The following is a 1,317-nucleotide window of genomic DNA, read 5'->3' as shown; positions in this document are numbered from 1 at the left end:
ACGGGGATAAAGGGTGGTGGTGGTATTAAACCCGGAAACCAATGTTTCTTCTTCAGTTGCTGTCAGCAACCCAAGACGTCCTACCTTTTCCTCAGGCGTTCTTACAACAGAGCTTAACAGCCGGGTAAAATGCCCTGCCATCCGTTCCATTGTGGCCCTGGTAAAAAGGTCGGTACTATATTCTATGGCTGCATGCAGCCCTCTTTCTGTTTCTGTAATAAATAAACTGAAGTCGAACAGTGAAGTGCTGTGTTCATAACCTGTACGCGATAAAGCAATGTCTCCTAAACGAAGCTCAGGAACATCAGGTGTATTACGCAAAATGAACATTACCTGGAACAGTGGATTGCGGCTCATATCCCTGTCCTTTACTACTGCTTCAACCACTTTCTCAAAAGGTATCTCCTGGTTGGCATACCCTTCCATTGTAGTGGCCTTTACCTGTTGCAGCAGTTCTGTAAACGGTAGTTCACTATCTACATGGCTACGCATAGCCAGGGTATTAACGAAAAATCCTATCAGGGCTTCAAGTTCCTGCTGCTGGCGACCTGCAATGGGCGTTCCCACACAGATATCCTCCTGCCCGCTATAGCGGTGCAACAACACATTGAAGGCCGACAATAAGGTCATGTATAAGGTTGCCCCATGCTTATGGCTCAACTGCTGCAGGCTCTCGTGGAGGTCAGAATCTATATTGAAGCTCATTACTGCACCACGTGTACCCTGAACGGCAGGACGCACATAGTCAGTTGGCAGATCAAGGGGTGATGCACCGGTGAGCTTGTTTTTCCAGTAATCTAATTTTTTATCTAAAATATCTCCCTTAAGGTAACCCCGCTGCCATATTGCAAAATCTGCATATTGTACCGCTAAAGGTTTAAACCCTGGATCACGTTGTTCACGGGCAGCGGCATATAGTTCGGCCAGTTCGCCTACAAGTATCGACCTGGACCAACCATCTGAAGCAATGTGATGAAGTGTTACTACAAGCAGGTACTCATCCTCGCCCATCTCCATCAGGTGAGCACGCAACATAGCGTCTTCTGAGAGGTTAAAAGGGGTACGTATTAACTGCTTTATATAATTCTCGAGGCCCTGGCGGTCTTCTAAAAATTTACTTCCATCTACCAACTGCATTACAGGAGCAGTGTTCTCCTGTACTACCTGCCTGGCTTCTCCATCCTGCTCATAAAACACGGTCCGCAATACTTCATGGCGCTCTACAATCTGCTGCATGGCTGCGCTTAGGGCTTCCTTGTCCAGCTTTCCCTGCAGCTTTAGTACTACAGGTATATGATATTGTACGCTTCCCTCTAA

At 47.0% G+C, this 1,317-nt stretch carries 1 protein-coding gene; it reads right to left on the bottom strand.

The annotated features are described in order from the left end of the window. On the bottom strand, positions 1-1,317 hold a 1,317-nt coding region (locus tag SAE01_RS24300), incomplete at both ends, for a condensation domain-containing protein (protein ID WP_246113333.1).

This window comes from Segetibacter aerophilus (assembly GCF_007991655.1).
Lineage (GTDB): Bacteria > Bacteroidota > Bacteroidia > Chitinophagales > Chitinophagaceae > Segetibacter > Segetibacter aerophilus.
The sequence above is the reverse complement of the archived record's forward strand: the minus strand, read 5'-3'. Positions and strand labels throughout refer to the sequence as shown.